The sequence below is a fragment of the Micromonospora sp. RHAY321 genome (assembly GCF_023896955.1).
Lineage (GTDB): Bacteria > Actinomycetota > Actinomycetes > Mycobacteriales > Micromonosporaceae > Micromonospora.
In genome coordinates this window covers 47,143-70,627 of the sequence record NZ_JAMHIW010000019.1, presented here as the reverse complement: position 1 = coordinate 70,627, position 23,485 = coordinate 47,143, and the positions used below count along the sequence as shown (strand labels likewise).

Below are 23,485 nucleotides of genomic sequence, written 5' to 3'. Positions count from 1 at the left end.
CCGCCGGGTAGGAGGCCGCGATGAGCACGTACCGGGATGACCAGGGCGACACGTTCCCCCCGCCGGAGGCGGACGCCCTGGAGCAACGACAGGACGCGGTCGACACGGGTCCGCCGGACCGGATGTCGGGTGACGTGGACCCGGAGGCCACCGAGGCCGACCTGGCCGAGCAGGGTGCCCTGCCGGGGGGCACGCTGGAGGACGCGACGTCGCTGCCGGCCGACGCCAACGCGGCGGACGTCCTCGAACAGCGTCAGGAGATCCCCACCCGCGACGAGGGCCGCCGAACGTGACCGGGCGGGGCACAACGGCCTGAGTCGGGTCATTCGGCCTGCTGCAACCGGCGGTTCCACCAGCCCGGCCGTCGCCGCGCGATGTCGCGCAGCCGCCAGTGCTCGGAGTGCTGGGTCACGATGAACAGCGGCACCAGGCCGAGCGTCAGCAGCGGCAGGTAGCGCGGCGCCGAGCGGTTCTCCAGCAGCGACCCGGCCAGGGCGGCCACACCCGACACGTACAGGATCGGGTTGTAGAACGGCATCAGGTCCGGCCCCAGCCCTTCGCACTCACGCAGCCACGGCAGGCCCAGCCGGGTCCGCCGGCGCGGCCAGCCACGCAGGTGGGCGAGCACCGCCGCCAGTCCGGCGCCGTTGCAGAGGGCGAACACGGCGTCGCTGGACGCCGGGCGGGTGGCGGCCGTCCGCCACAGGGTCCCGGCGCCCACGGCCCACAGCCCCGCGGCGGGCACCGGGCCCAGGACGGAGGCCGCCGGCATGCCGACGCCGGCGCCCAACTCGAAGAACACGTGCGCGGCCAGGCCGGCCGCGGCGAGCCGGGTCAGCGGCCGGCGGGCCGGATCCGCTCGCACCCGGCTTCCGCCCGTCCACCCGATCCGGCTCGACCCCACGGCAGGACCCTTCCGCAGTACGGCATCTCGGCTCGTCGCCGGCCAGGCCCCCGACCAGCCCGATCGCGGTACCCGCTCCGATCGGGCCTACACGCCGTGGCCGGCACCCGCCCGACCGGCGCAGGAGTCCCCCGTTCGCGTCGACTCACCGTGGCGCCCTTGACAGCGGTCACACTCCCCGTGAAGCTGTCTATTAGTCCTACTGTCGTAGGACAACAGGAAGGATCGTCTCGAGTGATCGAGTTCTTACTGGACAGCCGGTCGAAGGTGAACACCTACATGCAGCTCGTGCAGCAGGTGAAACAGGCGCTGCGGGTCGGCCTGCTGGTGCCGGGCGACCAGTTGCCGAAGGTCCGGGACGTCGCGCAGTCACTGGCGATCAACCCGAACACCGTGCTGAAGGCGTACCGGGAGCTGGAGATCGAGGGTCTGGTCGGCGGCCGACCGGGGGTGGGCACGTTCGTCCAGCGCACCCTGGCCGGCGCGTCCCTGCCCAACCAGGCCGAGTTGCGCGAGGACCTGGTCGCGTGGCTGCACCGGGCGCAGGCCGCCGGCCTCACGGCCGAGGACGTCATCGCCCTGGTGGAGACCACGCTGCGAGCCACCCTCGCCGACGACGCCCCGCAGAAAGAGCCCGCGTGAGCGAGCGAACCCTCAGGCACAGCGAGCGAACCAGCAGGCGCGCGCGTCACCGCACAGCGGTGGCCCGAGCGGAATGAGAGGACAGAGGATGGACATGGTCTTGGAAGCCGACCGGCTGGGCAAGCGGTACGGCAGCACCTGGGCGCTGCGGGACTGCTCCCTGCACGTGCCGGCCGGGCGGATCGCCGCGCTGGTCGGGCCGAACGGCGCGGGCAAGAGCACACTGCTGCACCTGGCCGTCGGGTTACTCAAGCCCGACGCGGGCGCGATACGGGTGTTCGGCAGATCTCCGTACGGCGACACGGAGGGCCTGGCCGACATCGGGTTCGTCGCCCAGGACACCCCGCTGTACCGGGACTTCACCGCCGCCGAGCTGGTGATCGCCGGCGGCAAGCTGAACCGGCGGTGGGACGGGGCGCTGGCCCGTACCCGGCTGGCTCAGCTCGGCATTCCGCCCGACCGGCCGGTCGGCAAACTCTCCGGCGGGCAACGGGCCCAGGTGGCGCTCGCCCTGGCACTGGCCAAACAGCCCCGGCTGCTGCTGCTCGACGAACCGGTCGCCAGCCTCGACCCGCTGGCCCGGCGCGAGTTCCTCCAGTCGCTGATGGGCAGTGTCGCGGACTCCGGGACCACGGTCCTGCTCTCCTCGCACCTGCTGGCCGACCTGGAACGGGTCTGCGACTACCTGATCGTGCTCAACGCCGCCCAGGTGCAGCTCGCCGGCACGGTCGACGACCTGGTGGCCGGGCACCGGCAGCTGGTCGGCCCGCGGCACGACGGTGGCGCGATCGGGGGCGTCGCCGCCGTGGTCCGGGCCAGTCACACCGACCGGCAGTCCACGCTGCTGGTCCAGACCGACGGGCCGATCACCGATCCCGCCTGGGCGGTACGCGAGATCGGCCTGGAAGACGTCGTCCTCGCCTACCTGGCCGACGGTGTCACGCAGACCAGTCACAGCGAGTGGGGGGTGCCGGCATGATCTGGCTGACCTGGCGGCAACACCGCAAGCAGGCGTTCTTCACCCTGCTGGGGTTCGCGGCGCTCGCCGCCCTGATGGTGCCGATCGGCCTGTCGATGCGGCACAGCTTCGCCGACCTCGGGCTGGCGGACTGTGCACGCCAGCTCGCCGACACCAACGTGGCGGCGGCGACCCGGGACACCTGCGACGCGGGCTTCCGCCGCTTCACCAACCGGTACGGCAGCCTGAACCTGGTGGCCGTGCTGCTGCTCACCCTGCCGGTGCTGGTCGGCCTGTTCTGGGGTGCCCCGCTGGTGGCCCGCGAGGTGGAGCACGGCACGCATCGGTTCGTCTGGACCCAGGGCGTCGGCCGCACCCGCTGGGCGCTGGTGAAGTTCGGGCTGGTCGGCTCCGCCGTGGTGGTCCTCGCGGTCGGCTACGGGCTGGGCATGTCGTGGTGGGTCGAGCCGCTCACCCAGGCCGCACACGAGGGCCGGCTCGGCATGGTCGTCTTCGACCTGCAGGGCGTCGTCCCGATCGGGTACACCCTCTTCGCCGTGGCGCTGGGCGTCTTCGCGGGCACCGTGTGGAAGCGGATGCTGCCCGCCATGGGCATCACGTTGGCCGGCTTCATCGGCGTACGGGCGGCGGTGGAGGTCCTGGCCCGACCGCACTACCAGCCCGCCCGCACCCAGACCTTCCCGATCGAGGGCGACGGGCCCCTGGAGGTCAGCCGGGGGGACTGGATCCTCACGCAGGGCGTCCGGAACCCCGACGGGACGATGATCGCGGAGGACACCCGGATCCAGTGCCCGCCCGGTGGAAAGGGGCCGGACGGTCGGGCCTGCGGAGCCGAGCTGGGCATCGAGCCCGGCGCGTACAACTGGCAGCTCTACCAGCCGGCGGACCGGTTCTGGCTGTTCCAGGGCATCGAGACGGGGATCTTCGTCGCCCTGGCCCTGCTCCTGCTCTACCTCGCCGTCCGCCGGGTCCGTCGGATCGCCTAGACCACGACGCTGGTCGCCGGGGCGCACGACGGCCCCGGCGATCACGCCTCAGCGCAGGCCCTCGGCGGTCAGTTTCAGCCAGGTCGCCAGATCGTGCAGCTCGTCGTGCACGGCCCGGCTCACCTCGCGGGTGAAGGGCACGTCCTCGTGGACGGCGTGCACGGTGAGCGTGCCGCGCCGGCGGTCCGCCGTGGCGTCGACCTTCCCGACCAGCCGGTCGCCGTGCAGGATCGGCAACGCGAAGTAACCCCACCGTCGGCTGGCCTTCGGCTTGTACATCTCCAGCACGTACTCGTACTCGAACAGCTCCGCGAGACGGACCCGGTCGTGCACCAGCCGGTCGAAGGGCGACAGCACCGCGGTACGCCCGGTGAAGGGTTGCCCGAGCGCGGCCGGGTCGACGCGCCAGACGCCCGGGACGCCCTCGACGACCGCCGGCTCACCGGCGTCACCCACATCCGCGGGCTCGCCGGGGACGACCACCGCCTTCTCCCGGGCGATGCCCAGCGCCCGCAGCCGCCGCTCGTTGCGAAGCCGGTGCGCCTGTTCCAGCGGAACGACGGGCGTGCCGGGCGGGTAGACCCGTTCCGCCACGTCCCAGAGTCGCTGCCGGCCCTGGCGGCGGCGATCGCGACCTCGCCGCGCAGGACCAGGAACTCCAGCATCTGGGTGACGTTGCGGTTGTTGGTCCACCCCGATGACGGCCACGGCACCACGCACGTGTCGGGGATGTCGCGGGAGAGCAGCGGCCCGGAACGGCCGAGCAGGTCGAGCACCTCGCGGCGGAACGAGTCGTTGCGGCGCAGCCACTCGCGTGGCCGCTCGTGCGTGGGCCAGGCCGCCATGGCGGCGAGGTAGAGACCCAGGTCGTCCATCGGCCGCACCATCGCCTGATGCTCGAAGAGCGTCCGGTCGCGCTCCAGAGACCGCTGCAAGTCGGCCGGCTGGTACGACGAGCCGAGCCGGCTCCAGGCGACCAGGTCCGCGCTCGGCGCGACGGCGGCCGTCGGGTCGATCTGCAGGAGCGTCAGCTGACGCACCACCGCCAGCAGGTCGGTCGGCCTCGGGGCGGCGAGGAATTGCGCCCGGACGGCGACCCTCCGTGCCTGCGCCCGATCGAGCTGGTGCACCACCACGCCGTCGAGCCTAGCGGCGACGCCCCGACGCCGCGTCGACCGGCGAAGTCGGATTCCGGCCCGTCGCCAACGCGACTGAAAGTGCCCGCACGATCACTGCGAGTGCTCCGATGTGGACCTCAGGACCGGGTCGGCCGGGCCACAGGGATGGGAGTGCGTGTGAAGTCCAGAATCCTCCGTCGGGTCGCCGCGTCGGCCGTGGCGCTCGCCTGCGCCGCGCTGGGCGCCGTGGCGCTGCCGGCCGCCCCGGCGACCGCCAGCCCGATCCGCAACGCGACCGCCTGGTCGGTGCTGCTGTGCAAGTTCAGCGACAAGCCCGCCGAGCCGAAGACGCCGGCGCACTTCGCCAACTTCCTCACCGCGGCCGGAATCGGCACCGGCGGGGTGGCGGACTACCTGGCCGACCAGTCCGGCGGGCGGGTGTCGCTGGCGGGCTCGGTCGTCCGGGGCTGGTACACCATGCCGTACACGCTGGCGCAGTTCCAGTCGATCGACCGGTGGACGCGGATCCAGCGCTGCGTGGACACCGCCGCGGCGGCCGGCTACGGGGTGCCCGCCGGCAACCGCATCGCGGTCATGCTCAACGACTGGGTGGATTCCGGGGCGGCCGGCGGTCGGGTGCTGCTCGACCCGGGCGCGTGGAACGTCGGCTTCGCCGCGCACGAGATGCTGCACGGCTACAACCTGGGGCACTCGTTCTCCAACGACACCACGTACCAGAACGCGCCATGGTCCCAGCCGGGCGAGTACGACGACCCGTGGGACGAGATGAGCGCCATGCACATCTACGCCTTCGGCACCGCGAACTACGGCACCAGCGCCGTCGGGCTCAACGGACCCCACCGTGACGAGTTGGGCTGGCTGCCGAAGAACCGCGTGTTCACGATGGCCGCCGACGGGGTGGCCTCGCGAACCCTGACGCTGGCGCCGCTGGAGGTGCCGGCGGCGAGCGGCCCGCAACTGGTGCGGATCCCGTTCGACCCGGCCGACCTGTTCCACTACTACACGGTCGAGTTCCGCCGGAAGACCGGCTGGAGCGCCGGCATCCCCGCCGACACCGTGCTGCTGCACGAGGTCCGCAACGGCACCCCGACGCTGCTGCGTACCGGGCCCGGTGGCGGGCCGGCGCAGTCGCTCAACGCCAACGGCGTCCAGATCGGCGTGAACTGGCTCTCCGGCAACGCCGCCTCGGTGACCGTGACCACCGACGTGGTCAACCGCTGCCTGCAGGGGTACGTCTGGCGGGAGGCCCGCCCCGGTGACCTGGTCTGTGTCACCGGCGCCACCCGCAGCCAGGTGTGGGCGGACAACGCCGCCGCGGCGAGCCGCTGGGTGAACGGCCCGTACGGGCCGCACACCTGCGTCGCCGGCTACGTGTGGCGCGAGGCGTACGCCGGGGACGACGTCTGCGTCACCGGGGCACAGCGCACTCAGGCCGCCGCGGACAACGCCGCCGCCGCATCGCGGCGCAACCCGGCCCGGTTGGTGTCCGGCCCGAACACCTGCGTCAGTGGGTACGTCTGGCGCGACGCCGACCAGTCCGACTACGTCTGCGTGACCGGCACGACCCGCTCTCAGGTCCTGGCGGACAACGCGGTCGCCGCGAGCCGCTGGGTCAGCGGCCCGTACGGGCCGCACACCTGCGTCGCCGGCTACGTGTGGCGCGAGGCGTTCCTCGGTGACGACGTCTGCGTCACCGGCACCCAGCGCAGCCAGGCCGCCGCGGACAACGCCGCCGGCCCCGGCCGGGTGCTGCGCCCGGCAGGCTGACCGATGGCGCCCCCGGTGGCTGGCCACCGGGGGCGCACCGGCGACGCGGCCCGGGTCGAGGAGTACGTTCGGCGCCATGACGATCTCGTTGGACGGGCGCCGCTTCGCCGCCGTGGCCGATGTCGTCGCCGGCGAGGTCGGCACCGAGACCGTGTTCGCCTACCACGAGAGGGCGGACGAGGTCTGGGCCGAGTACGCCGGCGGGTCCATCCGGCGCGGTCACCTCGTCGGCACCCGTGACGGCGATCGGTTGGACTTCCGGTACGTCCAGCTCAACACCGACGGCCAGACCTCCTCAGGGCACTGCGTCTCGGAGGTGTCGGTGCTGCCCGATGGCCGGCTCCGGCTGCACGAGAGCTGGTCGTGGGAGTCCCGACCGGGCACCGGCACCAGCGTGGTGGAGGAACTGCCGCCGCTCTGAGGGACTCGTCGCCCTGCGGCCGACGGCTCGACGGGCTAGGCCGGGTCGGCCCCGGGCTGACCCACGACGCCGACGTTCAGCGGATCGGCCAGCAGCTTGTCGAAGGCCAGTTCGGCGGCACCGATCAGGACGGCGTCGCGGCCGAGTGCCGCCGGCTCCAGGCGCAGGTGCTCACGGGAGACCGGCAGGGGCATCGCGTCCAGCCGGCTGCGGACCGTGTCCGCTCCGGCGGTGAAGATGTCGCGCAGCGAGCCGCCGAACACCACGGCGTCCGGGTTGACCACGTTGACCAGGTTGGCGACGCCGAAGCCGAGCCAGTCGGCGACCCGCTCGACCGCCTCACGGGCCGTGCGGTCGCCGTCCGCCGCCGCGCGCAGCACCTCGGCCACCGCCGCACGGTCGGCCGGGTCCCGGCCGGCGTGCCGCAGGAGCGCCGCCTCACCGATCTCGGTCTCCCAGCACCCGCGTGAGCCGCACCCACACGGCAGCCCGTTCGGGTTGACCACCATGTGGCCGACCTTGCCGCTGTGGCCCCGGTGCCCGATCACGAGCCGGCCGCCGATGATGAGGCCGGCGCTGATGCCGAGGTCACCGTGCAGGTAGATGAGGTCGTCGACGCCCGCCGCGACGCCACGGACGTGCTCGGCCAGGCCGGCGATGTCGGCCAGGTCGCCGGCAACGAAACCCGGGCCGGCGGTGAACTCGGCCGCCAGCGCGGCGCCGAGGGTCTCGTCGACGCCGGCTATCCGGATCCGGCCGTCGCGGTCACGGGTGGTGTCGGTGACCGCGACCGCGCCGCCGACCAGCAGGGCGTCGGCGGCCACGGAGCGTTCCATGTCGCGGACGAGGTCGGCCAGCGGCCCGACGGCGTCGACCACCGACGTGCCGGGACGGCGGGCGACCTCGCGAAGGTCGAGGATGCTGCCGCCGAGGCCGACCCGTGCGGCGCGCAGCCGGTCCGCGTCGATGCTCAACGCGTGCGCGTAGACGCGGTCGGAGCGCGGGCTGACCACCAGCGACGGGCGACCGGCGCGGCGCGCGGTGGTCGGCGCCTCCTCGGTGACCAGGCCACTCGCGACCAAGTCGGCCGCGAGCGCGCCGATGGTGCTGCGGTTGAGGCCGAGCCGGCTGGTCAGCTCGGCCCGGGATGTCGGCCCGTGCAGGTGGACGTAGCGCAGGACGGCGCCGAGGTTCTGCCGCCGGATCTCCTCCTGGCTCGCGCCCGGGGCCGCGGGCTGCGGGGATTCGGGGTTGCGGCCGACGCCGGATGGCCTGAACCGGACGGGTGTCTCCACGGTCAGGCCTCCTTCCGGGTCGGTGGCGGGTGGTGCGGGGGTGCCAGGACGACGATGGGTCCCGGACGAAGAGATCCGGGACCCATCGGCGTTGCTGCCTACCGAGCGGTGATTACTTGGTGAGCGGCGCGAGCTTCGGGTCGTTGGCGTACGCCTCAGCCGCGTTCGCCTTGGTGACGGCGACCGGCGGGAGCAGGTACGTGTCGACGACCTTGCTGCCGTTGTTGTAGGACTTGGTGTCGTTCACCTGCGGGGTGTTACCGGCCTGGAGAGCCTTGACCATGTTGATGGTCTCCTTGACCAGGTTCCGCGTGTCCTTGTTGATCGTCATGTACTGCTCGCCAGCGACGATCGACTTGACCGACTCGACCTCGGAGTCCTGGCCGGTGACGACCGGGGTCGGCTTGCCAGCACCCTTGACCGAGGTCAGGATGGCGCGGGCCAGCGTGTCGTTCGGGGAGAGGACGCCGTCCAGCTCCTTGTTGCCGTAGGTCGAGGTCAGCAGCTGGTCCATGCGGGCCTGCGCACCCTCGGCCTTCCAGCCCTGGATGGCGGTCTGCTTGACGTCGGTCTGCTTCGAGGCGACGACCACGTTGCCCTTGTCGATCTCCGGCTTGAGCACGCTCATCGCGCCGTTGAAGAAGACACCGGCGTTGTTGTCGTCCGGCGAGCCGGAGAACAGCTCGATGTTGTACGGGCCGTTCGGCTTCTTGGCCTTCATGCCGTCCAGCAGGGCCTGGCCCTGGAGCTGGCCGACCTTGAAGTTGTCGAACGCGACGTAGTAGTCGAGGTCCGGCGTGTTGGTGATGAGCCGGTCGTACGCGATGACCTTCACGCCGGCGGCGTGGGCCGCGGCGACCTGGGTCGACAGCTGCGCGGCGTCGGTCGCGCCGATGACGATGACCTTGGCGCCCTTGGTGGTCATGGCGGTGATCTGGGCCTGCTGGTCGGCCACCGTGGTCGACGCGCCGGCGTACTGCACGTCAGCCTGGAAACCGGCCTCCTTGAGACCGTTGGTGAAGAGGTCACCGGCGAGGACCCAGTTCTCCGAGGTCTTGGCCGGCAGGGCCACACCGATCAGGGAGTTCGCCGGGAAGCCCTTGGCCGCCTCGCCGCCGGAGCCGCTGTCGCCGTCACGGCCGGAGCCGCAGCCGGCCAGGGCCAGCATGGCAGCGGCACTGATGGCCACCACCGACGTGCCGAAGAATTTACGCATGTGAGGACTTGCCTTTCTGAAAGTTGGAACGGGTGGAGAGGTCGGTGGCCGTCAGCCGGACACCGCTGCCTTGGCGGGCTCGCGCTCCGCGTCCGGCGGTGAGGCGGGTGGGGCGGAGTCCTCGCGACGGAACGGTCGCATCAGGCTCCCGATGATGGAGAACCGCCCCTGGCTCTTGTTGTAGACGTCGATGGCGACGGCCAGCAGCAGGACCAGGCCCTTGATGATCTGGACGCGGTCGGTGCCGACGCCCATCAGTTGCAGGCCGTTGTTGAGCACGGCCATGACGAGACCACCAACGATCGAGCCGCTGATGGTGCCGATGCCGCCGGAGACGGCCGCGCCACCGATGAAGACCGCGGCGATGGCGTCCAGTTCCCAGCCGTTGCCGTCCTGCGGTCCGGAGGCCGCCGAACGGGCCACGAAGATCATGCCGGCCAGGGCGGCCAGGACGGACATGTTCATCATGACGAAGAAGTTGACCCGCTTGAGCTTCACGCCGGACAGTTCGGCCGCCCGGGAGTTGCCGCCCACCGCGTAGATGTGCCGGCCACCGGCCGTGTTGCGGGTGTAGAAGGAGTACGCGATCACCAGGACCAGCAGGATGATGCCGGAGATCGGGAAGCTGGTGCCGACGCGACCGCTGGCGAAGCGCAGCGCCGCGAAGGCGATCACCCCGACCATGATGGCCATCCGCAGGATCGAGATCCACATCGGCGCCGGGTCGGCGTCCATCGCCCGACGGGTCTTGCGGGCCTGGATCTCGCGCCACACCACGGCCACCGCCGCGGCCAGGCCGAGCAGCAGCGTGGCGTTGTTGTAGCCGGTGTTCGGACCGAACTCGGGCAGGAAGCCGGAGCCGATCTCCCGGAAGCCCTCCGGCACCGGGATCGTGTTGGCGTTACCGATGTACTGGTTGCCACCGCGGAACAGCAGCATGCCGGCCAGGGTCACGATGAACGCCGGAACCCCGATGTAGGCCACCCAGAAGCCCTGCCAGGCGCCGATGATCGCGCCGATGGCGAGGCCGAACAGGATGGCGACGGGCCAGGGCAGCGACCAGTCGGCCATCGACTTGGCCACCAGGATGCCCGCGAATGCGGCGACAGAGCCGACCGAGAGGTCGATGTGCCCGGCGACGATCACCATGAGCATGCCGATGGCCAGGATCAGAATGTACGAGTTCTGCTGGAACAGCGCGATCAGGTTGTCCGACCGCAGGGTGAGGCCATCGGTCAGGATCTGGAACAGGACGACGATCGCCACCAGGGTGAAGATCATCCCGAACTGGCGAGCGTTGGAGGTGGTGCCTCCGAACAGGTTCTTCTGAAGGTCCTTCAATCGGCTCATCGTGTCAGCATCTTCTTCGTCGAGGTCATCTGCTTCATGAGGTTTTCCGGGGTGGCGTCCTCGCGGGCGATCTCGCCCGTGATGGAGCCTTCGAACACGGTGTAGATGCGGTCGCAGAGCCCGATCAGCTCAGGCAACTCCGAGGAGATGACGACGACGCCCTTCCCCTGGTCGGCGAGCCGCTGGATGATGCCGTAGATCTCGTACTTGGCACCCACGTCGATGCCGCGCGTCGGCTCGTCGAGGATCAGCAGGTCCGGGTCGGTGAACATCCACTTCGCCAGGACGACCTTCTGCTGGTTGCCGCCGGAGAGCTTCGAGACGCTCTCGTCGACCGTCGGGGCCTTGGTCCGCAACTCCTTGCGGTACGCCTCAGCCGCCTGGTACTCCTCGACCTCGTTCAGGACGCCGTGGTGCGAGATCTTGGACAGCTTGGCGGCCACCGTCGACGACTTGATGTCGTCGAGCAGGTTGAGGCCGATCGCCTTGCGGTCCTCGCTGACGTACGCGAGCCCGTGGTCGATCGCGTCCGCGACCGACTTCAGGACGATCTCCTTGCCGTCCTTGATGATCGTGCCCGACTCGAACACCCCGTAGGAGCGGCCGAAGACACTCATCGCCAGCTCCGTGCGGCCCGCGCCCATCAGGCCGGCGAAGCCGACGATCTCGCCGCGACGCACCACGAAACTCTCGTTCTTGCAGACCTGCCGCTCGGCCGAGATCGGGTGCCGGACGTTCCAGTTGCGGACCTCGAAGAAGACCTCGCCGATCTTCGGCGTGTGGTCCGGGAACCGGCTGCTCAGCTCGCGGCCGACCATGCCCCGCACGATCCGGTCCTCGTCGACGCCGTCGGCCTTGACGTCCAGCGTCTCGACGGTCCGGCCGTCCCGGAGGATGGTGATCTGGTCCGCGATCGCCTCGATCTCGTTCAGCTTGTGCGAGATCATGATCGAGGTGATGCCGCGCGAGCGGAAGCCGCGCAGCAGGTCGAGCAGGTGCCGCGAGTCAGCCTCGTTCAGCGCGGCGGTCGGCTCGTCCAGGATGAGCAGCTTCACGTCCTTGGCGAACGCCTTGGCGATCTCCACGAGCTGCTGCTTGCCGACACCGATGTCCTTGATCAGGGTGTCCGGGTCTTCCTCGAGACCGACCCGGGCCATCAGGTCCAGCGCCATCCGGTTGGCAGCGGTCCAGTCGATCGCACCCCGCTTGCGCGGCTCGTTGCCGAGGAAGATGTTCTCGGTGATCGACATGCCGGGGATCAGCGCGAGCTCCTGGTGGATGATCACGATGCCGGCGTTCTCGCTGGCGCGGATGTCGGAGAACCGTGTCTCCGCGCCCTGGTAGATGATCTGGCCGTCGTAGGTGCCGTACGGGTAGACCCCGCTGAGGACCTTCATCAGCGTGGACTTGCCCGCGCCGTTCTCGCCGCAGATGGCATGGATCTCGCCGGCGCGAACCACCAGGTTGACGTCGGAGAGGGCCTTGACTCCGGGAAACTCCTTGGTGATGGAGCGCATCTCAAGGAGGATGGGCACGTCGCTCATCGCTCGTACCACCTCGCCAACGTCATCGGTTGCCTCCGGAAGGTTTGACCTTCACTCGGTTTTGTTGTTGACGGCAACGTATTGCGGCGAGAGGCCCATCCGCAAGGCGAGGGCCTGTTGAAAATGTAACAATCCGGCAATATAGACGTAGCGCAGTGTTCGTCTGCCCCAGTCGCCCCGGCAGCCACTCACGGCACCCCGGGAACGCTCTCCGCCCTGACGCCGGCCGGGCGAATCCGGATGATCGACCCCGGCCGCTGTCCGCAGGGCCGCCACCAGGCACGACCGTTTCACGGCCGGCACAGGGTAGCCACCACGGGCGCCCCTCCGCCATCGAGCGTCCATGATCATTGAAGTCGCCGAGGACCGCGCGGCGGGGAGTCCGGCCGGCCAGGCTGCGACGATGTGATCCACACCGCTGGTCAGGCCCCCTGGCGTGGGGCCGTTTCTCCTAGAATCCGGACAGTCGGGCACCAGGGTGATGCCGACCCCTTCGGCAATCGCCACGCCGCACGCGTCGCCGGAGGAGAGCGATATGACCGCACGACCCGATGCCCACGGCGACCAGCACGACCCGGCGCGGTCGCGGTACGTCGCCGGCGTCCTGGCCCTGGCCGTCCTGACGGTCGTCATCTTCGCCGGCGCGGACCGCCTGCCGCCGGTGGTGCGGACGGTCCTCGGTTTCAGCGTCATCTTCTTCGTCGGCGCCCTGGCGTGGGTGGGCTCGGCCGTGCGCCGGCGGGGCGGGGCCGAGTCGGCACGGACGACGGCGAGCATCCTCAACGCCTACGGCGTCGCGCTGCTGGCCGCACTGGTCGGGTACTACCTCCTGCGGGACCAGGAGTGGGCCTGGCTGGTCGGGCTGCTGCCGGCGGCCGTGTGCGTGGTGAGCGCCTGGCGGGTCGCCCGCGCCTGATGCGACCCGGGTCCGGCCGGGTGGAGCGCCACCCGATCCACGGCGACGGAGCCTCGCTACCCTCGGCCCATGGCAGATCCGTTCCGGGTACGCATCACCGTCCGTGGCTACGAGCTGGACACGCAGGGGCACCTGAACCAGGCCGTCTACCTCCAGTACGGCGAGCACGCCCGGTGGGAGTGCCTGCGCGCCGCGGGCATCGCGCAGGACCGGCTCCTGGCGGCCGGCGTGGGGCCGGTCGCCCTGGAGGTCACGCTGAAGTACCTGCGGGAGCTGCGCGGTGGGGACGAGGTCGACGTGTCCTGCCAGTTCCACTGGAGCGAGAGCAAGGTGTTCCAGATCGAGCAGGACTACACCCGCGTGGACGGCACCCCGGTCGCCAGGCTGACCGGGGTCGGCGGGCTGCTGGACCTGTCGGCCCGACGGCTGGTGCCCGACCCGCGCGTACGGTTCCGGCAGCTGGCCACCGACCCGGGGCCGCTCAACCTCTGAGGCCGGCCGTCCTCAGGGGTGCAGCACGGCCTTGATCACCCCGTGTTCGCGGCGGTCGAAGCTGCGGTACAACCCGGGTGCGTCGTCGAGGCCGCCGTGGTGGGTGACGATCAAGCCGGGTCGGGCCCGGCCGGCGACGACCATGTCCCGCAGCAGCACGGTGTAGCGGCGGTCGTGGGTGCGGCCGAACCGGACCGTGACGCCCTTGCCGAACAGCGTTCCCCATGGTGCGACCAGGTCCTCGTGGGCGCTCGCACCGGGTCGGGGGTGCGGGTCGTTGTTCGGGTACACACCGGCGACCGCGATCGCGCCGACGGGGTTGACCAGCCGCGCCGCGTCGGCGATGACCTGGTCGGGGCGTTCCTGGTCGGGCCGTTCCCGGTTCCTGGCCTGGAACCCGACCGCGTCGATGACCTTGTCGATCCCGCCCAGCTTCTCCTCGCCGAGCGGCAGCCCCGTCCGAGCGCGGTCCGCGCGGATCTGCTCGACCGGGTCACCGTGTCGGAAGTCCACCGGCACCGCGCCGATCTCGCCGGCCTTGTCGAGCCGGACGTCGACGCCGTCCACGCAGTACACCACCCGGGCACCGCGGATCAGCGCCGAGTACGCGCTGAGCAGGCCGATGGTGCCCGCACCGAACACGGCCACCGTGTCACCGGGCTCGACACCGGCAAGGGTGGCCGCCGCGTGCCAACCGGTGACGAACGCGTCGGCGAGCAGCACGAAGTCGTCCTCGTACGCGTCCCCGGGCTCACCGGGCACGGGTACGCAGTTCGCGTCGGCCCACGGCACGCGCAGCAGATCGGCCTGGGCACCCCGGTACGTGCCCATCCCGGCGTAGCCGTACGCCGCGCCCGGCCCCTCGGCGCGCACGCGGAGGCAGGCCGCCGACAGGCCCCGGGCGCACATCACGCACGTTCCGCAGAAGAGGTGCGTGGGGATCACCACGCGGGTGCCCGGGCGGACGGTCTGCACGGCGGCGCCCACCTGCTGCACGACGCCCAGCGGCTCGTGACCGAGCACCATGCCGGGTTCGGCGCTGGTCCGCCCGTCGTACATGTGCAGGTCGGTGCCGCACAGGGCGGTGGAGGTGATCCGCACGAGCGCGTCGGTCCCGGCCTCCACCGTCGCGTCCGGCACCTCCCGCACCGCGACGGTGCGCACGTCCGTGTAGACCACGGCTCTCATCCCTACTCCCTCACCGGCGGCAGGGACCCGTCCTTCCCGGGGCCGGTCGGTTCATGCCACCGGCCGGCAGGTCGAGCCCGCACCGGTCGTGCCGGGCGGCGTCGAGCGACGCCACCCGGCCGGCTTGGTCGCCTCGGTCTACTCGGATCCAGCGTCGCGCTGCTGCTGCCGGAACTGCTCGACCGGCAGGCCGCCGTGACCCCAGTTCTCGGTCTCGACCTCGTCGATCACCACGAAGGTGGACGTCAAGGGCTTGTTGAGGACGTCGCGCAGCAGTTCGCTCACGCCCTTGATGAGTGCGGCCTTCTCCTCGGCGGTCGCCGCGGACGCGCCGGGCGTGCTGCCCTCGCGGGTGATCTGGATGGTGACGATCGGCATGATCTGCTCCTCTTCCGGGGTTGCGTGGGTTCAGTGACCGGCGTTCTGGCCGCCGTCGACGTGCAGGATCTCGCCGGTGACGAAGGGTGCGGACTCGAGGTAGACGACAGCGTCGACGACGTCGCTGGTCTCGCCCATGCGACCCACCGGGTGCAGGCCCGCGAGCGCCTGGTGCGTCTCGACGGGGTGCATCGGGGTCTTGATGATGCCGGGTGCGACGGCGTTGACCCGGACTCCCCGACCCGCGTACTCGATGGCCAGTGACTTGGTGGCGGAGCTGAGACCACCCTTGGTCAACGAGGCGAGCGCCGACGGGACGTTCGAGTTGGGCTGGTCGACGAAACTGGTCGTGATGGTGACGATGTGCCCGGCGCCGGTGGCCAGCAGGTGCGGCAGGACGCGCCGGGTGAGGTGGAAGAACCCGGCGAGGTTGATCCCGGTGACCAGCTGGTAGTCCTCGTCGGTGTAGTCGGTGAAGGGCTTGGCGACGAAGATCCCGGCGTTGTTCACCAGGGTGTCGATCCGCCCGAAACGGTCCAGGGCGGCACGGACCACCCGCTCGGCGGTGTCGGCCTCGGAGATGTCGCCGCGAACGGTGACGATCTCCGGGTCGTCGGCCACGCCGATCGAGCGCGAGGTCGCCACGACGCCGTATCCGAGCTTGCGGTAGGCGGTGACGAGGTCGGCGCCGATGCCCTGGGACGCACCGGTGATCACGACGACCTTCTGTCCCTGACTGGTACTCATGGAAACACTTCCTGACTGGCCGGAGCCGTGGGGTCGGGCCTGGTCGGCCCGGTCGGAGTGACCACTAGACGACTGGTCGACTAAAAACTAGCCGACCGGTCGTGTATCGTCAAAGCATGGGACGGACCAGTGACGCGCGGAACAAGATCCTCGACGCGGCCGCCACGCTGATCGAACAGCGTGGCTACTCGGCGCTGGGCGTGGCCGAGATCTGCGCGGCGGCGGGCGTGCCGAAGGGCAGCTTCTACTACTTCTTCGAGTCGAAGCAGGCGCTCGCCCGCACCGTCATCGAGGAGCACTGGGCCACCCAGCGCCGCCAGTGGGAGCAGCTGCTCGGCAGCGGGCACGACCCGCTGCGGCGGCTCCGGGACCTGTTCGAGGCCACCGAGGAGATCCAGCGCGCCGGCCAGCAGAAGGCCGGGGTGGTCGCCGGCTGCCTGTTCGGCAACCTCGCCCTCGAACTCAGCAACCAGGCCGAGGAGATCCGCCAAAGGCTTCAGGAGATCTTCGAGGAGCAGATGGACCTCATCGAGCGGGTGGTCGTCGAGGCGAAGGAGGCCGGCGTGGCGGGCCCGTCGGTCGACACCCGCGAGGCCGCCCGGTCCATCGTCGCCCAGATCGAGGGACGGGTTCTGCTCGCGAAGCTGCTCAACGATCCGGCCCAGCTGGAGATGCTGTGGCGCAACTGCCTCGACCTTCTCCAGGTACCGGCACAGGCCCGGGCCGCGACCGACTGAGTGCGCGTCAGCCGGTGGTGGTGAGGTCAACCGTGGCGGCTAACTCGGTCACCACCGCCAGCACGCGGTGCAGGGCGACCGAGCGGTCGTCGGGCCGCCAGAGCATCACGGTGGTGGCGAACTCGCCGGCCAGCGGCACGAACACCACACCCGTACGGCGGAGGTTGTGCGCGGACCGGCCGAGTCGGGTGATCCCGACGCCTGCGGCGACGAGACCCAGCAGACCCTGGACGCTGGCGTCCCGGGCGACGATGTCGGGAGTGAACCCGGCGGCCCGGAAGTCCTCGTCGAACCTGCGGTGCCAGGGCTCCCAGGAACTGCGCGGGGTCATCACCCAGCGTTCGTCGGCCAACTCGGGCAGCGTCAGCTCGGTCCGGTCGGCGAGCGGGTGGCCCTCGGGCAGAACGGCGCACACCTGTTCGGTGACGAGGGTCCTGGCGGCCAGGCCGGGCACCTGCGGCGGGCGGGTGAACGCGAGGTCGTACCGGCCGCTGGACAGGCCGTCGACCAGTGGCCCGATGGTGGTCTCCTCGGTGGTCAGTTCCAGGCCGGGCAGGCGGTCCCGCACCGCCCGGACCACCGGCGGCAGCAGATGGTTGGCGGTGGTGGCCAGGAACGCCACGCGGAGTTGGCCTGTCTCGCCGCGCACGGCCCGCCGTACCACGGCGACGGCCTCGTCGGCGCGGTCCAGCACCGCGCGCGCCTCCGGCAGAAACAGCGTTCCGGTACCGGTCAGCCTGGTGCCCCGGCTGCCCCGGTCGAACAACTTCGCGCCGAGGATCCGCTCCAGGGCGTTGATCTGCTGGGAGAGTGACTGCTGCGTGATCATCAGCCGGCTGGCGGCCCGGGTGAAGCTCGACTCCTCGGCAACGGCAACGAAGTACCTGAGCTGCCGAAGATCAGGGGTCACAGCCTGAGGCTACCGCCGTCGCAGGTGGCCGGTGCCGGGTCACGGCCGACGGCGTCGTTGCTGGTCGCCGACCCTGACCTGACACGTCGATCCGTCAGTGCACCTGGGCCACCGGTGCGGGGTGGCGCTTCGTCTCCTCCATGAACGGGAACCGGGTGGTGAGCTCGGCGAGCGTCAGTCCTGCCCGCCAGGCCGAGGCCAGCTGGGCCACCTGGACGAGATCCATGGCGTCGCCCCGGGCCTGGACCTCGCCGGACACCCGGAGGTCCACCATGAAGTATCGGGCCTGGGAACCCAGGCCGACGCAGACCACACCCTGGTCGGAGTGCAGCTCGGCGCAGGTGAACCGGCTACGCCCCTGCTCCGGGGCGCTCACCCGGCCCAGATCCAGCTCGTGGCGGGCAGCGATCTCGATGAGCGCGGGGGCCAGACCACCCCGCTCGACCAGGTCCGGGTAGAGGCGCACACCCAGCGCCGTCGACACGTCGCTCATGACTGACTCCCACTTCCTCGTGACAGAGACCAGCAGCGCGCAGGTTACGGGGATGTTTCCGGCGAGCCTCGTCATCCTGTCCCCCGTGGACGCCCCACGGCAATAGGAAGGGTCGATTCGACCGCTATCGGGGTAGCACGTGTGCGCGTTCGGGGGTGGCACGGAGCCGCCCCGACTACGGGCGAGAACCGGGCGGTGACCCCCTGTCCCCGTGCTGGCAACACTCTTGACAGAATGCCGTTCATATCGACATTCTTCGTTCTAGAGAGCGCTCTCCGGCACTCTCCGGGCTCAAGCCTCCGCCACCCCCTCGCTGAGGAGCCTCCCGTGTTCACAGCCCGTCCCGCCCCACGCCTCCGGCCGTTCGTCCTCGCGGCGGTCGCCCTCATCGCCACCTCCGTGGCGCTCGTCCTCCCGTCCCAGAACGACCGGGCCGAGGCCGCCATCGGCCCGATCAGCTGGCAGGACGAGTTCAACGCCTCGGCCGGCACGCCCGTCGACCAGAACAAATGGCGGTTCGACATCGGCGGCGGCGGCTGGGGCAACAACGAACGGCAGTACTACACCAACAGCACCAGCAACGCCGTCCACGATGGCCAGGGCAACCTGGTCATCACCGCCCGCCGGGAAAACCCCGCCAACTACCAGTGCCACTACGGGCGCTGCGAGTACACGTCGGCGCGGTTGCTGACCGCGGCCACCTTCACCCAGACGTACGGCCGCTTCGAGGCCCGCATCAAGATCCCGCGCGGCCAGGGCATCTGGCCGGCGTTCTGGATGCTCGGCACCGGCGGCGGGTGGCCCGACGCCGGCGAGATCGACATCATGGAGAACATCGGCCGGGAACCCAACACCGTCTACGGCACCGTGCACGGGCCCGGCTACTCCGGCGGCGGCGGCATCACCGGCAGCCGCACCCTCGGCGGGCCGCTCGCCGACGGCTTCCACACCTACCGGGTGGACTGGGAGCCGAACGTGATCACCTGGTACCTGGACGGCGTGCAGTACCACCGGGTCGACCCCGCCCGGCTCGGCGGCAACCGGTGGGTGTTCGACCACCCGTTCTTCATGATCCTGAACGTGGCGGTCGGCGGTAACTGGCCCGGCTACCCGGACGCCTCCACCCAGTTCCCGCAGCAGATGCTCGTCGACTACGTCCGGGTGTCCAGTTACACCTCCGGCGGCGGCGGCGACCCGGCTCCCGGCACCAGCCGGATCAGGGGCGCGCAGAGCGGACGCTGCATCGACATCCCCGGCGCCAACCCGGTCGAGGGCGCCAAGCTGCAGATCTGGGACTGCAACACCACCGCGGCGCAGTCCTGGACGTTCGCCTCTGACGGGACCGTCCGGGCGATGGGCAAGTGCATGGACCCGGCCTGGGCCGGCACCGCCAACGGCACCGAGGTCAACCTGGTCTCCTGCAACGGCAATCCCGCCCAGCGCTTCACCCTCAACGGCGCTGGCGACCTGGTCAACCTGAGCGCCAACAAGTGCGTGGACGTCCGGGACGCCAACCCCAACAACGGCGGCAAGCTGCACCTGTGGGACTGCATAGGTGCCGCCAACCAGAAGTGGTCCCGCGTCTGACACCTCCCGAGCAGCGGCGAGTGGGCTGTCCGGCGACATGTCCGGGCGGCCCACCGCCGTACGCGGGACCGCCACCGCCGGACGGCCCCGCGAGCCGGTGATCAGTCGAGGCCCAGGCCGCGCCGCCCGATGGGGTTGAGGTCGTCGGGCTGGAAACGGTCGGGCCAGTTGCGCTCGTAGTGCTCCGCCGGGAAGTCCGTCGGGCTGGCCCCGGTGCGGAACGCCTCGCGGACGGAGGCCGCGTACCGCTCGTTGCGCGGGCACCACGGGGCAGCGGGGATGTACATGACATTGCCCCAGCCCCGCTGGTCCTGAACCGGCGCGACGCTGTGGATCATGTCGCAGTGCCACCAGACCGAGTCGCCCGCCCGGACGTCGGGGATGCCGGCGAGTGCCCGCATGAGCAGCGGGTGCCAGGTCTCGCTGGCGGGGAAGACCTGGTTGACCGTGACGCCGCACATGTCGTCGGCGGGCACGTCGGCGAGCAGTGGCCGCAGCATCAGGTAGGCCATCGCCTCGGGGACCGGAACGGTGTGCAGCACCCCCTGGTCGTGGTCCATGTCGGAGAGAGCCGTCCAGCCCTGGAAGGTACGGAAGGCCGAGCACATGGTGGTGCCGGGGTACTGCGGCCCGGCGGTGCGGTGGGCGGCGTCCCAGGGGTCGTACTGCTCGACGGTGCCGTCGAAGAGGTGGCGGAAGGCCTTCTGGTACACCTCGGTCATCCACAGGTCGAGGGTGCCGGGGTCGAGGTGCGTGCCCAGGCCGTTGGAGTCCGCGCCCGGCGGCCGGCGGCGGATCCGGTCCGGGTAGAGCGAGTCGCGATCCGGGTCGAACCACCGGACGCCCTCGGACTCGTGCTTCCACTGACTGTTGAGGAATGCCTGCACCCGGGCCATCCGGTCGCTCTGGCGGGCCTGCATCTGCGCGGGTGACCAGTAGATCGGGTAGATCTCGGGCGTGGACCCCACGCTGCCGAAGAAGTCGTCGGCGGGGCCGCTGTATGCCTCGGTGAACCCGTTGCCGTCCACGTAGTCGACGATGTCGCGGTCCCAGTCGAGGGCCTGCTGACGGTCGAAGTGGCCGCGGACGACGAGGCACCCCCGCTCGCGGAGCTTCGCCATCGCCTCCGCCGGCACGGTGCCGGCCTCGATGTCGGCGTACTCGATGACCGGCCAGACCGTCTCGCCGCGGTCCCTGGCAGCGACGATCTCGTCGACCTTGGCCCGCACCCGCCGTTCGACGACCGCGAACACCTCCTCGACCGTACGGCCGGAGGCCTCGATCCGGCCCCGCAGCGCGGCCTTGATCTCGCGGATGGCGGCGGGGAGGTCGTCCGGGGTCGACTCCCAGTGCGGCAGGGGCGGGAGCGGGGCGACGGCCAGGGCGGGCTGGGCGTTCATGGCGCGACCTCCTTCTAGTTAGGGCTCCTTCTTGGAAATGACTGTAGGAGGCGGGGACCCTTCTAGGCAAGACTCCTGCCTAGAATCGGGGGGTGACCACCGTCAAGCCCTCGCTGGAGCTGCTCCGCTCGCTGACCGACGAGCACGTGCTGCGGGAGCTGATGCGCGCGCGGCGGCTGACCCGCGCCAACCTGGCGGCCCGCAGCGGCCTCTCCAAGCCCACCGTGGGCGAGAGCGTGCGCCGGCTGACCGAGGCCGGCCTGCTCGTGGACACCGGGGAACGGACGCCCGGCGGGCGCGGCCGGGGCCGCGTCGGCTCGTACTACGCCCTCGCCGACACCGTCGGCACCGCCCTGGCCATCAGCATCGCGCCGGACGGGGTGGTGGTCGAGCGGGTCGACGCCCACGGCGACATCCTCGGGCGGACCCGGCACGACATCAGCCGGCCGGCCCGGGCCGAGCAGGTGGCGGCCGCCCTGCGCCGCGCCGTCGACCAGGCCGGCGAGAGCGACGGGAAGAGCATCCGGCTGGCGGTCGTCAGCGCCGCCGACCCGGTGGAACGCGCCAGCGGACGACTGGTCCGACTGCCCGACGCGCCGTTCCTGCTCGGCGAACTCGACCCGGTCGGTGTGCTGACGCCCCAGGTCGCCGGCCCGGTCATCGTCGACAACGACGTCAACTGGGCGGCGCAGGCCGAACGCGACACCGACCCGGCGGGCCTGCACGACTTCGCCTACGTGTTCCTCGGCGAGGGACTGGGATGCGCGATCGTCAGCGACGGCGAGGTACGCCGCGGTCACTCCGGGGTCGCCGGGGAGATCGCGCACCTGGTGACCATCGGCCCCGACGGGCAGGCCACCCGGTTCATCGACGTGTTCGCCGACCTCGACCTGCGACGCGCCGGCACGACGGCCATCGACGTCGACCGCGTCGGCCGGCTCCCCGCGACCAGCCGCCAGGCGCTGGGGCGGGCCGTCAGCGGGGTGCTGGCCGCCGTCGTCGCGCTCGCCGATCCGCGCCTGGTCCTCGTCGGCGGCCCCTGGGGCAGCCGGCCGGCGATCCTGGACGCCATCGCCACCGAGTTCACGCGGATGCCCCGCCATGTCGAGGTACGCCCGGCGCGGCTGACGGAGGAGCCGTCGTTGACCGGCGCCCGCGCCGAGGCTCTTGACCGCCTTCGCTCGGCCATCATCGCCCTCCCCTCACGAACGGCATCCTCGGCGGACCTCCGGTCCCCCAACGAGCACGACCACGGATTCGGCCGGCGACAGGAGGACTGACCGCTATGTTCGGATTAGTCCAATAAGTCCGGCAGTACCGGGAGTGAATCCATGTCGCACCACCTCGACACCCCCCTCGCCGCCCAGAGCGGCCAGCTCTACATCGACGACCTGTACGTCTTCAACGGCGACCGCGCCACGGTGTTCGTCATGGACGTCAACAGCTCGGTGACGAAGGCCGACATCAAGCGGGGCTTCCACGCCGAGGCGCGCTACGAGATCAAGATTCACTTCAACGACGCCGACACCGAGGGGTTGACCTACCGGTTCGCCTTCGGTGAGCTGGACGGCGACGGCAGGCAGGCGCTGCAGTTGTACGAGCTCACCGGTGCCGACGCCCGCGACGACGCCGCGATGGGCACTCCGATCGTGCAGGGCCGCAGCGGCGAGGTGTCCCGTGGCGGCAACGCACGGGTCTGGGCCGGGCGGATCACCGACCCGTTCTACGTCGACCTCGACGAGCTGGCGACCATCAACGGCGCGGTCAAGGACGGCGCGAAGCTGGACCGCTCGGCGTGGCGGGCCGACAACGCCAAGAACAGCTTCGCCGGCACCACCGTCGAGTCCATCGTGCTCGAGGTGTCCCACGACGAGCCGATGCTGCGCGACGGCACCCAGATCGGCGTCTGGTGCCGCACCATGCTGGCCACCGACGCGGGCGGGTGGCGCCAGATCAACCGCGCCGGCCACCCCATGATGTGGCCGATCTTCTGGCCCACCGACACCGACTTCTCCAACCCGGCCAACACCCGGCACCCCTGCGACGATCTCCGGGAGGACGGCGAGGAGATCGCGTCCGCCGTCGCGGGGGTCGTCGCGGCGAACGGCACCGCGCCGGACCCGCAGGCGTACGGCTGGAGCGTGGCACGGCAGCTCTATCCGGACGTGCTGTCGTACCAGGTGGGCACGGCTGCCAACTACGGCTTCGCCGTCCGCAACGGACGCACCATGGCCGACAACGCGCCCGAGGTGATGTTCTCCCTGGTGCTCAACACCGGCATGACCTCCGGACTCACCCCGGACGTGACCAAGGGCGCGCGCGCCGACACGTTCCCGTACGTGGTGCCGGCCTGATCGGGCCGCCGTTCGTGCCCGAAACGGGCTGACCTCTCCG

The 23,485-nt window shown here is 70.9% G+C and carries 24 protein-coding genes; 12 read left to right on the top strand and 12 right to left on the bottom strand.

Annotated elements, in window-relative coordinates; all coding sequences use genetic code 11:
- Positions 1–20 precede the first annotated feature (20 nt).
- Positions 21–293: a hypothetical protein gene (locus M8C17_RS27690; RefSeq protein WP_252419504.1), complete on the top strand. Its 273-nt coding sequence runs from the start codon at positions 21–23 to the stop codon at positions 291–293.
- A 29-nt stretch (positions 294–322) separates the two neighbouring features.
- Here the strand turns inward: M8C17_RS27690 and M8C17_RS27685 are convergent, their stop codons facing one another.
- On the bottom strand, positions 323–865 hold the full coding sequence (locus tag M8C17_RS27685) for a hypothetical protein (protein WP_252419503.1): 543 nt from the start codon (positions 863–865) through the stop codon (positions 323–325).
- Between the two features lie 273 nt (positions 866–1,138).
- Between M8C17_RS27685 and M8C17_RS27680 the strand changes: the two genes are divergently transcribed.
- From M8C17_RS27680 to M8C17_RS27670, 3 genes are all read left to right on the top strand, one after another.
- Positions 1,139–1,546: a GntR family transcriptional regulator gene (locus M8C17_RS27680; protein WP_252419502.1), complete on the top strand. Its 408-nt coding sequence runs from the start codon at positions 1,139–1,141 to the stop codon at positions 1,544–1,546.
- A gap of 88 nt (positions 1,547–1,634) precedes the next feature.
- A complete protein-coding gene (locus M8C17_RS27675; RefSeq protein WP_252419501.1) occupies positions 1,635–2,525 on the top strand; it encodes an ABC transporter ATP-binding protein in 891 nt (296 codons plus the stop codon).
- Positions 2,522–3,511, top strand: coding sequence for an ABC transporter permease (locus M8C17_RS27670; RefSeq protein ID WP_252419500.1), 990 nt, complete (start codon positions 2,522–2,524; stop codon positions 3,509–3,511). The genes M8C17_RS27675 and M8C17_RS27670 overlap by 4 nt, the downstream gene beginning before the upstream one ends.
- Positions 3,512–3,559: 48 nt before the next feature.
- On the opposite strand, the gene M8C17_RS27665 is transcribed toward M8C17_RS27670, so the two are convergent.
- Positions 3,560–4,204: a DNA glycosylase AlkZ-like family protein gene (locus M8C17_RS27665; RefSeq protein ID WP_374559400.1), complete on the bottom strand. Its 645-nt coding sequence runs from the start codon at positions 4,202–4,204 to the stop codon at positions 3,560–3,562.
- 602 nt (positions 4,205–4,806) lie between these two features.
- Between M8C17_RS27665 and M8C17_RS27660 the strand changes: the two genes are divergently transcribed.
- Together M8C17_RS27660 and M8C17_RS27655 are read left to right on the top strand one after the other, a co-directional pair.
- The gene (locus M8C17_RS27660) at positions 4,807–6,417 is read left to right on the top strand and encodes a hypothetical protein (protein ID WP_252419498.1); all 1,611 of its coding nucleotides are present in this window, start codon (positions 4,807–4,809) and stop codon (positions 6,415–6,417) included.
- A 76-nt stretch (positions 6,418–6,493) separates the two neighbouring features.
- Positions 6,494–6,838, top strand: coding sequence for a hypothetical protein (locus M8C17_RS27655; protein WP_252419497.1), 345 nt, complete (start codon positions 6,494–6,496; stop codon positions 6,836–6,838).
- Positions 6,839–6,873: 35 nt separating this feature from the next.
- Here M8C17_RS27655 and M8C17_RS27650 read toward each other — a convergent pair whose 3' ends face one another.
- The 4 genes from M8C17_RS27650 to mmsA all read right to left on the bottom strand — a co-directional run bounded on the left by M8C17_RS27650 (position 6,874) and on the right by mmsA (position 12,243).
- Entirely contained in the window at positions 6,874–8,133 is a 1,260-nt protein-coding gene (locus M8C17_RS27650) for an ROK family transcriptional regulator (RefSeq protein ID WP_252419496.1), read from the bottom strand.
- Between the two features lie 112 nt (positions 8,134–8,245).
- Complete coding sequence (locus M8C17_RS27645; protein WP_252419495.1) at positions 8,246–9,349, bottom strand: sugar-binding protein; 1,104 nt, start codon at positions 9,347–9,349, stop codon at positions 8,246–8,248.
- 51 nt (positions 9,350–9,400) lie between these two features.
- The gene (mmsB, locus tag M8C17_RS27640) at positions 9,401–10,699 is read right to left on the bottom strand and encodes a multiple monosaccharide ABC transporter permease (RefSeq protein ID WP_252419494.1); all 1,299 of its coding nucleotides are present in this window, start codon (positions 10,697–10,699) and stop codon (positions 9,401–9,403) included.
- Positions 10,696–12,243 (bottom strand): multiple monosaccharide ABC transporter ATP-binding protein, encoded by a 1,548-nt coding sequence (gene mmsA / locus M8C17_RS27635; protein ID WP_252419493.1) that lies wholly within the window; start codon positions 12,241–12,243, stop codon positions 10,696–10,698. Before mmsA ends, mmsB begins: the two co-directional genes overlap by 4 nt.
- A 535-nt stretch (positions 12,244–12,778) precedes the next feature.
- Here mmsA and M8C17_RS27630 point away from each other — a divergent pair.
- Together M8C17_RS27630 and M8C17_RS27625 are read left to right on the top strand one after the other, a co-directional pair.
- On the top strand, positions 12,779–13,159 hold the full coding sequence (locus tag M8C17_RS27630; RefSeq protein WP_252419492.1) for a hypothetical protein: 381 nt from the start codon (positions 12,779–12,781) through the stop codon (positions 13,157–13,159).
- Positions 13,160–13,228: 69 nt separating this feature from the next.
- The gene (locus tag M8C17_RS27625) at positions 13,229–13,651 is read left to right on the top strand and encodes a thioesterase family protein (protein ID WP_252419491.1); all 423 of its coding nucleotides are present in this window, start codon (positions 13,229–13,231) and stop codon (positions 13,649–13,651) included.
- A 12-nt stretch (positions 13,652–13,663) separates the two neighbouring features.
- Here the strand turns inward: M8C17_RS27625 and M8C17_RS27620 are convergent, their stop codons facing one another.
- From M8C17_RS27620 to M8C17_RS27610, 3 genes are all read right to left on the bottom strand, one after another.
- Entirely contained in the window at positions 13,664–14,839 is a 1,176-nt protein-coding gene (locus M8C17_RS27620; RefSeq protein ID WP_252419490.1) for an alcohol dehydrogenase catalytic domain-containing protein, read from the bottom strand.
- A gap of 138 nt (positions 14,840–14,977) precedes the next feature.
- Complete coding sequence (locus tag M8C17_RS27615) at positions 14,978–15,217, bottom strand: 4-oxalocrotonate tautomerase family protein (protein WP_252419489.1); 240 nt, start codon at positions 15,215–15,217, stop codon at positions 14,978–14,980.
- A 30-nt stretch (positions 15,218–15,247) separates the two neighbouring features.
- Complete coding sequence (locus tag M8C17_RS27610; RefSeq protein WP_252419488.1) at positions 15,248–15,964, bottom strand: SDR family NAD(P)-dependent oxidoreductase; 717 nt, start codon at positions 15,962–15,964, stop codon at positions 15,248–15,250.
- A gap of 116 nt (positions 15,965–16,080) precedes the next feature.
- Here M8C17_RS27610 and M8C17_RS27605 point away from each other — a divergent pair, with 116 nt between their 5' ends.
- Positions 16,081–16,701 (top strand): TetR/AcrR family transcriptional regulator, encoded by a 621-nt coding sequence (locus M8C17_RS27605; RefSeq protein ID WP_252419487.1) that lies wholly within the window; start codon positions 16,081–16,083, stop codon positions 16,699–16,701.
- A 7-nt stretch (positions 16,702–16,708) separates the two neighbouring features.
- Here the strand turns inward: M8C17_RS27605 and M8C17_RS27600 are convergent, their stop codons facing one another.
- On the bottom strand, positions 16,709–17,611 hold the full coding sequence (locus tag M8C17_RS27600) for a LysR family transcriptional regulator (RefSeq protein WP_252419486.1): 903 nt from the start codon (positions 17,609–17,611) through the stop codon (positions 16,709–16,711).
- Positions 17,612–17,705: 94 nt separating this feature from the next.
- Positions 17,706–18,104 (bottom strand): hypothetical protein, encoded by a 399-nt coding sequence (locus M8C17_RS27595; RefSeq protein ID WP_252419485.1) that lies wholly within the window; start codon positions 18,102–18,104, stop codon positions 17,706–17,708.
- Between the two features lie 327 nt (positions 18,105–18,431).
- Between M8C17_RS27595 and M8C17_RS27590 the strand changes: the two genes are divergently transcribed.
- Positions 18,432–19,691: a family 16 glycosylhydrolase gene (locus M8C17_RS27590; protein ID WP_252419484.1), complete on the top strand. Its 1,260-nt coding sequence runs from the start codon at positions 18,432–18,434 to the stop codon at positions 19,689–19,691.
- A gap of 101 nt (positions 19,692–19,792) precedes the next feature.
- Here M8C17_RS27590 and M8C17_RS27585 read toward each other — a convergent pair whose 3' ends face one another.
- Positions 19,793–21,091 (bottom strand): DUF1479 domain-containing protein, encoded by a 1,299-nt coding sequence (locus tag M8C17_RS27585; RefSeq protein ID WP_252419483.1) that lies wholly within the window; start codon positions 21,089–21,091, stop codon positions 19,793–19,795.
- A gap of 92 nt (positions 21,092–21,183) precedes the next feature.
- Here M8C17_RS27585 and M8C17_RS27580 point away from each other — a divergent pair, with 92 nt between their 5' ends.
- The gene (locus tag M8C17_RS27580) at positions 21,184–22,371 is read left to right on the top strand and encodes an ROK family transcriptional regulator (RefSeq protein WP_252419482.1); all 1,188 of its coding nucleotides are present in this window, start codon (positions 21,184–21,186) and stop codon (positions 22,369–22,371) included.
- Positions 22,372–22,422: 51 nt separating this feature from the next.
- A complete protein-coding gene (locus M8C17_RS27575) occupies positions 22,423–23,445 on the top strand; it encodes a DUF4331 family protein (RefSeq protein WP_252419481.1) in 1,023 nt (340 codons plus the stop codon).
- Positions 23,446–23,485 lie beyond the last annotated feature (40 nt).

What these genes read in the sequence shown, in the direction of transcription:
- M8C17_RS27690 (WP_252419504.1), top strand. Translation starts at nt 21, where the DNA reads ATGAGCACGTACCGGGATGACCAGGGCGACACGTTCCCCCCGCCGGAG.
- M8C17_RS27675 (WP_252419501.1), top strand. Translation starts at nt 1,635, where the DNA reads ATGGACATGGTCTTGGAAGCCGACCGGCTGGGCAAGCGGTACGGCAGC.
- M8C17_RS27670 (WP_252419500.1), top strand. Translation starts at nt 2,522, where the DNA reads ATGATCTGGCTGACCTGGCGGCAACACCGCAAGCAGGCGTTCTTCACC.
- M8C17_RS27655 (WP_252419497.1), top strand. Translation starts at nt 6,494, where the DNA reads ATGACGATCTCGTTGGACGGGCGCCGCTTCGCCGCCGTGGCCGATGTC.
- M8C17_RS27645 (WP_252419495.1), bottom strand. Translation starts at nt 9,349, where the DNA reads ATGCGTAAATTCTTCGGCACGTCGGTGGTGGCCATCAGTGCCGCTGCC.
- mmsB (WP_252419494.1), bottom strand. Translation starts at nt 10,699, where the DNA reads ATGAGCCGATTGAAGGACCTTCAGAAGAACCTGTTCGGAGGCACCACC.
- mmsA (WP_252419493.1), bottom strand. Translation starts at nt 12,243, where the DNA reads ATGAGCGACGTGCCCATCCTCCTTGAGATGCGCTCCATCACCAAGGAG.
- M8C17_RS27630 (WP_252419492.1), top strand. Translation starts at nt 12,779, where the DNA reads ATGACCGCACGACCCGATGCCCACGGCGACCAGCACGACCCGGCGCGG.
- M8C17_RS27625 (WP_252419491.1), top strand. Translation starts at nt 13,229, where the DNA reads ATGGCAGATCCGTTCCGGGTACGCATCACCGTCCGTGGCTACGAGCTG.
- M8C17_RS27620 (WP_252419490.1), bottom strand. Translation starts at nt 14,839, where the DNA reads ATGAGAGCCGTGGTCTACACGGACGTGCGCACCGTCGCGGTGCGGGAG.
- M8C17_RS27615 (WP_252419489.1), bottom strand. Translation starts at nt 15,217, where the DNA reads ATGCCGATCGTCACCATCCAGATCACCCGCGAGGGCAGCACGCCCGGC.
- M8C17_RS27610 (WP_252419488.1), bottom strand. Translation starts at nt 15,964, where the DNA reads ATGAGTACCAGTCAGGGACAGAAGGTCGTCGTGATCACCGGTGCGTCC.
- M8C17_RS27605 (WP_252419487.1), top strand. Translation starts at nt 16,081, where the DNA reads ATGGGACGGACCAGTGACGCGCGGAACAAGATCCTCGACGCGGCCGCC.
- M8C17_RS27595 (WP_252419485.1), bottom strand. Translation starts at nt 18,104, where the DNA reads ATGAGCGACGTGTCGACGGCGCTGGGTGTGCGCCTCTACCCGGACCTG.
- M8C17_RS27585 (WP_252419483.1), bottom strand. Translation starts at nt 21,091, where the DNA reads ATGAACGCCCAGCCCGCCCTGGCCGTCGCCCCGCTCCCGCCCCTGCCG.
- M8C17_RS27575 (WP_252419481.1), top strand. Translation starts at nt 22,423, where the DNA reads ATGTCGCACCACCTCGACACCCCCCTCGCCGCCCAGAGCGGCCAGCTC.